3 protein-coding genes and 2 pseudogenes are annotated in these 7,185 nt (G+C 74.1%); 1 reads left to right on the top strand and 4 read right to left on the bottom strand.

All coding sequences use genetic code 11. From position 1 onward, the window contains the following. Positions 1–979: pseudogene (locus AB0F81_RS49865) on the bottom strand (CHAT domain-containing protein); the annotation flags it as partial. 137 nt (positions 980–1,116) lie between these two features. Between AB0F81_RS49865 and AB0F81_RS49860 the strand changes: the two are divergent. Beyond that, positions 1,117–2,553 (top strand): S8/S53 family peptidase, encoded by a 1,437-nt coding sequence (locus AB0F81_RS49860; RefSeq protein WP_360211260.1) that lies wholly within the window; start codon positions 1,117–1,119, stop codon positions 2,551–2,553. Between the two features lie 316 nt (positions 2,554–2,869). On the opposite strand, the gene AB0F81_RS49855 is transcribed toward AB0F81_RS49860, so the two are convergent. From AB0F81_RS49855 to AB0F81_RS49845, 3 genes and pseudogenes are all read right to left on the bottom strand, one after another. Further along, positions 2,870–3,499 carry a helix-turn-helix domain-containing protein gene (locus tag AB0F81_RS49855; RefSeq protein ID WP_360211258.1) on the bottom strand — a complete coding sequence of 210 codons (630 nt, stop codon included), beginning with the start codon at positions 3,497–3,499 and terminating at the stop codon, positions 2,870–2,872. A 598-nt stretch (positions 3,500–4,097) separates the two neighbouring features. Continuing rightward, positions 4,098–5,942: pseudogene (recQ, locus tag AB0F81_RS49850) on the bottom strand (DNA helicase RecQ); the annotation flags it as partial. Between the two features lie 58 nt (positions 5,943–6,000). After that, positions 6,001–7,185 (bottom strand): SpoIIE family protein phosphatase (locus tag AB0F81_RS49845; RefSeq protein ID WP_360211256.1); only part of this gene is annotated, 1,185 nt, incomplete at its 5' end.

Genomic DNA, 7,185 nt, shown 5'->3' with positions numbered 1-7,185 from the left:
CCTGCAGCCGCGCGTCGCGGGCCAGCGCCACCCAGTTGCGCCGGCCCAGCCGGGCGAACTCGCGGGCGGCCAGCGCGGCCGCCGACTCGGCCACCTCCAGATCACCCTGCACCAGCGCCACCGTGGAGAGCAGCAGCCGTGCCTCCGGCACGTGCATCCGCTTCTGCCGTTCGTACGCCCGGACGGCGGCCTCCGCGGTGGCCCGGGCCTCGTCGACGAGCCGCACCGACAGAAGCAGGGTCGCCCGGTCCACCAGCAGCGAACCGACCTGCATGCCCTGGCGGGAATAGTGCTGCTCGGCCCGGTCGAAGTGCTCCAGCGCGGCGGGCACCTCACCCCGGTAGGCCTTGACACAGCCCAGGTTCTGCTCGGCGTACGCCCGGGGCAGCTCCAGGCCGTGTTCGGCGCACAGCCGCAGCGCGGCGACCAGGTCCTGCTCGGCCGCGGCGAAGCTGCGCCGGGCCAGGTGCAGCAGCCCGCGGTTGCTCAGTGCCCGGGTCTCCCACTGCACGTCACCGGCGCGCCGCAGCACCGGCAACGCCGGGCGCAGGCTGTCCAGCGCCTCGTCGTCGCGGCCCATCTCCAGCAGGATCGCCGACCGCTGCACCAGCGCCCGGGCCGCGGACAGCCCGTCCAGCTCGCGGCCGGCCGCCTCGATCTCGCGGAACGCCCGCCCCGGCAGGCCGCGCAGCGCCAGCGCCGACGCCAGGCTCATCCGTGCCTCGCCGAGCAGCTGCGGCGAACCGGCCCGCCGGGCGGCGGCCACCGAACGGCGCAGCTGGGTCACGGCCTCGTCGAGATCCCGCAGCTGCATCGCCGCGACGCCGAGCGCCCGCCGGGAAACGCTCTCTCCCGCGCGGTCGCCGGCCCGCCGTGCCGCGCTCTCGGCGCGGACCGCCAGCACGCGGGCCCGCGCCGGGTCGATCGTCGCCAGGCGCAGGGCCTCCGCAGCGCTCGAGTCGATGGCCCGCCTCCTCACTGAGGGGGCAATCATAGATCTCGGTCGAGGTGTGCCCCGATCTCCCCTCTCCTGTCGCAGAGCGGACTCTTCCCTGGCGATGTCGATCGGTATCGATAGCCTGATGGGCGGCCCGACGGCGAGGAAGAGGTGCTCACGTGAACACGGAAGAGCCGGTCGACCTGGTGGTGGCGCTGCCCCACGAGAAACTCGTCCTCGGCGTCATGCAGGAGGCCGGCGCCGGCCGCATGATCGAGATGGCCGACCGCAGCGGCGACCTGGGCCTGGCCCGGATCTCCCTGCGCGAGCCCGGCGCGGTCGCCGACCACGTCGGGGCGTGGTACCGGCAGATTCGCCGCGAGTTCCCGAGCTCGGACCTGCCGGAGCCGGCCGCCGGCTCGAAACCGGCCCTCGACCGGGTGCTGGCCGACCTGCGCGCGGGCTTCGCCGCGCAGAACGGCGGCTGGACGCCGACGATGGGCAAGAACCGCGCGGTCGGCCGCGTCCCCGGCATGCGCAACCCGCAGACCGGCGTCGGCGGTGCCGGCGAGGTCTCCCACGGCGGTGTCGGCGGTGCCGGCGAGGTCTCGCACGGCGGTGTGAGCGGCTTTCACGCCGGTGCCGGCGGCTTCGCTTCGGACGGTGGTGTGAGCGGCGCCGGGGAGGTCTCCCACGGCGGCGGCGGCGCACCCCGCAAGATCGACGAGCCGGGCTGGGCGAAGGCCCGGGCCTCCGCACCCGGCCGCGGCGCCCGCGTCGGCGTGGTCGACACCGCGCTGCGCCGCCACGACTTCCTGGCCGGCGCCTGGATCGGCGAACAGGAGAACGGCCTGTCCTATCCGGCCGGCCTGCCCGCCGAGGCCGGGCACGCCACGTTCGTGGCCGGCCTGGTGCTGCGCCAGGCCCCCGGCGCCACCCTGGCCGTGTCCGCCCTCCTCGACGACCGGGGCATCGGCGACTCCTGGGACGCCGCCGTCCGCATCGTCCAGCTGGGCCGCGAAGGCCTGGACGTGCTCAACCTGTCGTTCGTCAGCTACACCGACGACGGCATGCCCCCGCTGGTGCTCTCCACCGCGATCGACCGCCTGGACCCGGACATCGTCGTGGTCGCCGCCGCCGGCAACCACGGCTTCCTCACCGGCGGCGGCCGCCGCAAGGCAGCCTGGCCGGCCGCCCTCAACGACGTGGTGGCCGTCGGAGCCTGCACCGCCCGTGGCGACGGCGAACCGGCCTCCTTCACCCCGGCCGGCTCCTGGATCGACGTGCTGGCCCCCGGCGAAGACGTGGAAAGCACCTACCTGGACGGCACGGTCAAGGTCTGGCACGACCCCGACGGCGACGGCCCCCAGCCGGTGGGCCGCCACGACCGCACCTTCACCGGCTACGCCCGCTGGAGCGGCACGTCCTTCGCCGCCGCCACCATCAGCGGCGCGATCGCCGCCCGAACCGTCCCCGGCCGCGCCTCAGCCTGGCAGGCTTACGAGTGGATGGTCCGCCAGGCCGAAGAGGCCGCCGGCGAGACCCGCCGCGCCGCCGAACCGCTCCTCATCGAGCCGGACGCCCTCGGCTGGCCCTCCTGGACCCGCCGCCGCTGACCCATCACCCACTCACCCACCCGCCTGCGCCCGCCGCTGCCCGACCCATGCGGCAGTGCGCGGCCGAGCTGGCCGCCGTGCCCGGCCGAGCCTGCCTCTGCTCAACTCGCGCGGCAGCTTAGGGCTTGCGCGGAGCATGCGGCTTGCGCCCACCCACTGAATCCGAACGCCCAAGCGTGCGTCAGCGCCAGCCGGTCGTGCTCGGCTGGCCGTCATGCACCGATTGCGGCTCCGGATGGGTGGATCGGCGCCAGCCGGTTCCCTGCTCAGAGCGACCGCCCGCGGCAGGCGGGCCGGTCCGGCGGTCGGACCTTGGCTAGCTGCCGTTCTTCGCAGGCGTGGACCAGCGCCAGCTGAACTCGGCGTTGGTGGGCGCCTGCTCGGGCAGCGGACCGCCGGTGCGCAGGCCGTCCAGCAGGACTGCCAGGTAGCGGCGGCGCAGCTGGGTGGTGCGCTCCTGATCCGGGATGCGCACCGCCGCGCACATCTCCAGCAGCATGGTGATGTCGGGGGCTACGGCCTCGGCCCGCAGCTGCGGACGGACCCGCTCGAACAGGGCGGCGGCCAGCTCGCCCGCGCGGATCGCGTCGGCGCGCATGTCGTCGGTCGGCGTGAAGGTGCCGGCCAGGTGCACGGTGAGCGAATGCACGTCCGCCTCGACGATGCCGTACATGAACGTCTCGAACGCCGTCCAGTCGTCAGCCATGGCGGCGGCGCGTTCGGCCTCGGCGATGAAGGTGCGCAGCCCGTCGTGGCACAGCGTGCGGAGCAGGTCTTCCTTGCTGGCGTACCGCCGGTAGAGGGCACTGATGCCGACCCCGGCCCGCTCGGCGACCGCGGAGATGGGGGCGCGCTTGTCGGCCAGGAACACCTCGCGTGCCGCCGCCAGAATCACCACGTTGTTGCGCGCCGCCTGCCGCCCGCGCCCGGAGGCCGTACTCGTCATGAGCCCACCCTAGCCGAACGGAACAAAGTGTTCCGCTCCGTTCCGAATGGCGGACTCAAAAAGGATTGAGCTCGCGACGCAAGAGCGAGCGGATTCGTCGGACACGCCGGCTGGGGACAGCTGAGCAGCCGAGGGCAGCTAGGACGGCCACCCGGTCGACAGCGCGGTGCGCCAGGTGGGCCGAGAGGGGGCAGGCGGAACGAAGCAGTCCGCTCCGCACCGCCTGCTGCTGGCTCGACGAGAGGCAAGGGTGGGGCCGATCTCAGTCCTCGTAGTAGTCGGGCTCCGACGGGAACGACTCCAGATAGTCGGGATCCATGTGCAGCGGCTGCCCATGGCCGGCATCCGCCTGCGCAGGCCCGCCGGACGCGCGCCTCGACGCCGAGCCGCCGGAAGCCGCCTTGCCGGCCATCGAACCGCCGGAGCCCGGCCGGTCAGCCGCATCGCGCGGCCCGGACGCAGGCCGGGCGGCAGCGTTGCCGGGCGCCCCGGCGTCAGGCCGGCCGATGGCACCGCCGGGTGTCGGCAGGGCAGAGTCCAGAGCCGAGCCGGCGGATTCCTCGACCGCGCCGGCGGCCGCGCCGCCCGGCGGCGGCTCGTCGGCGACCACCGCGAGGACCTGGTCGCCGAACTTGGTCAGCTTGCTCTGGCCGACCCCGCTCACCGTGCCCAGCTGGTCCAGCGTCGCCGGGGCCAGCGCGGCGATCGCGCGCAAGGTCGCGTCGTGGAAGATCACGTAGGCCGGGACGCCCTGCTCCTTGGCGACCGACCCGCGCCAGGCCCGCAGCCTCTCGAAGAGCGGTGTCGCTGAGGCCGGCAGGTCGGCCGCCGGCGGGCGGGCGGCCGCGGTGCGGGACGCGGCGCGGGCCGGACGGACCGGCGCCACCTCGCGGCGCATCATCAGCTTGCACTCGCCGCGCAGGACCTCCGAGCTGCGCTCGGTGAGGGCGATCGTGCTGTATTCGCCGTGGACGGTCAGGTAGCCGCCGGCGAGCAGCTGCCGGACGACGCCGCGCCACTCGGACTCGCGCAGGTCGGCGCCGATGCCGAAGACTTTCAGCTCGTCGTGGCGGAAGCGCTCGACCTTCTCCGTCCGCTTGCCGAGCAGGATGTCGATCGACTGCCCGGCGCCGAACCGCTGGTTGCGCTCTTTCTGCAGGCGGAAGACGGTGGAGAGCAGTTTCTGCGCGGCGACCGTGCCGTCCCACGACTCCGGCGGGTCGAGGCACACGTCGCAGTTGCCGCAGGTGGTCTCGGTGGGGGACTGGCCGAAGTAGGCGAGCAGCTGCGCCCGACGGCAGGTGACGCTCTCGCAGAGGGCCAGCATCGAGTCGAGGTGCTGGGCGGCGTTGCGCCGGAACGCGGCGTCGCCCTCCGAGCTGTCGATCATCTTGCGCTGCTGCACGACGTCCTGCAGCCCGTACGCCAGCCAGGCGGTGGACGGCAGCCCGTCACGCCCGGCCCGCCCGGTCTCCTGGTAGTAGCCCTCGACCGACTTGGGCAGGTCGAGGTGGGCGACGAACCGCACGTCGGGCTTGTCGATGCCCATTCCGAACGCGATCGTGGCGACCATGACCAGGCCGTCCTCGCGCAGGAAGCGGGCCTGGTTCTCGAAGCGGGTCCGCGCGTCCAGCCCGGCGTGGTAGGGCAGCGCGGGGATCCCGTTGTCGGTCAGGAACGTGGCGTGCTTCTCCACCGAGGCCCGCGACAGGCAGTAGACGATCCCGGAGTGCCCGGGATGCTCGGCGCGCAGCAGCTCCAGCAGCTGTTTCGACGGCTGGTTCTTTCCGACGATCCGGTACTGAATGTTGGGACGGTCGAAACTCGCGGTGAAGTGGCGGGCGCCGGTGAGCTGCAGCCGGGTGGCGATCTCCTCGCGGGTGGCCGGCGTCGCGGTCGCGGTCAGCGCGATGCGCGGCACGTCGGGCCAGCGCTCGTGCAGCATCGACAGGCCCAGGTAGTCGGGGCGGAAGTCGTGGCCCCACTGCGCCACACAGTGCGCCTCGTCGATGGCGAACAGCGAGATCTTGCCCCGGTCGAGCAGCCGCTGCACGCCGGCCGTGCCGAGACCCTCGGGCGCCACGTAGAGCAGGTCGAGCTCGCCGGCGACGAACTCGGCCTCGACGATGCGCCGCTCGTCGAGATCCTGCGAGGAGTTCAGGAAGTTGGCCCGCACGCCGAGGGTGCGCAGCGCGTCGACCTGGTCCTGCATCAGGGCGATCAGCGGCGAGATCACCACGCCGGTGCCGGGCCGGACCAGCGCCGGGATCTGATAGCACAGCGACTTGCCGCCGCCGGTCGGCATCAGCACCAGGGCGTCGCCACCGGCGATGACGTGCTCGACGATGTCACCCTGCTGGCCGCGGAACGATGGGTAACCGAAGACCCGGTTGAGGGCGTCGGTGGCGCTGGACACGGAGAACGGGGGAGCGGACGAAGTCACCCCGCGATAGTAGAGAGCCCCACCGACAATCGCCTCCGCCCTGTGGACAACCGGATGCCTAAGGGGTGACCCCGGGCAGGCCGACCAGGTCGAGGATATGCCGGGCCGGGCTGCCGGGGGTGGCGTGCAGCACCAGCGGCGCCCGCCCGTCGGCGTGGCTCTCCGCGAGCAGGTGCAGCGCGGACACCCCGGCGCTGGCCAGGTGGGTCACCCCGGAGAGGTCCACGGTCATCGCCACGGTCCCGCCGCGGCTGCGGCGCAGCAGTTCCTGGCGGACCTGGGCGGCGGAGGCGGCGTCCACCGGGCCTTCCAGCCGCACCCGGGCCTCGTTGCCGCCGGGCAGCTCGGTGATGTTCAGCGTGCCGGTCGGCGGCTGGGCCATCGGGGTGCCGCCGACCCGGGTGAGCAGCCGGGCCGGCCGGGTGAGCCGGTGCCGGACGGTCGCCACCGTGCCGGCCGGGCCCGGTTCGACGCGCAGGCTGTTCACCAGCTGCGCGGTGAGGGCCAGCCCCCGGCCGCGGGTCGGCTGCCGCTCCGGCGCCCGCCAGCCGCCGTGGTCGGCCACGGTCGCCTCGACCAGGCCGGTCGGGTCGAGCGCCGCCCGTACCTCGATGACGTCCTTGCCGAAGTGGCCGCCGAAGGCGTGCTCGATGGCGTTGGTGGCGAGCTCGCCGAGGGCGTGCTGCAGCACGAAGACGTCGTGCTCGGCCGCGCCGAGCGCGGCCAGCCAGCCGCCCAGCCGGGCGCGCGCGTCGCGCAGCGCCGCCGGCTGGGCCGGCAGTTCCAGAACCAGATCCGGTACGACCGGTACGCGCTGAGCCGCCAGCATCGTGATGTCATCGGCGTAGCCACCGGCCCGGACCAGCAGCTCGACGGTCTGCCCGCAGACCCGTTCGGTCGCCGTCGCGGCCGGGTCGTGCAGGGCCCGCCCGGCCGCCGCCGACCCGGCCGCCTCCGCCAGCTCGGCCGCGCTGATCTGCGCGCCGTCGCGGACGGTGGCCGGCCGTTCCAGGATGCCGTCGCTGTAGAGCAGCAGCAGGTCGCCGACCTGGAGCCGGTCGGTGCGCACCGGGAACCAGCCGCCGGTGCCGAGCGGTGTCCCGCCGGTGCCGGGCAGGTAACGGGTCCGCCCGTCGGCGGTGATCAGCAGGGGCGCCGGGTGCCCGGCGGTGCAGTACTCCACCTCGCCGGTCCCGGTGTCGAGCACCGCGAGGCAGACGGTCGCCGCGTGCGCGGCCCGGAC

It is taken from the genome of Actinoplanes sp. NPDC024001, from assembly GCF_040638955.1.
Lineage (GTDB): Bacteria > Actinomycetota > Actinomycetes > Mycobacteriales > Micromonosporaceae > Actinoplanes.
The sequence above is the reverse complement of the archived record's forward strand: the minus strand, read 5'-3'. Positions and strand labels throughout refer to the sequence as shown.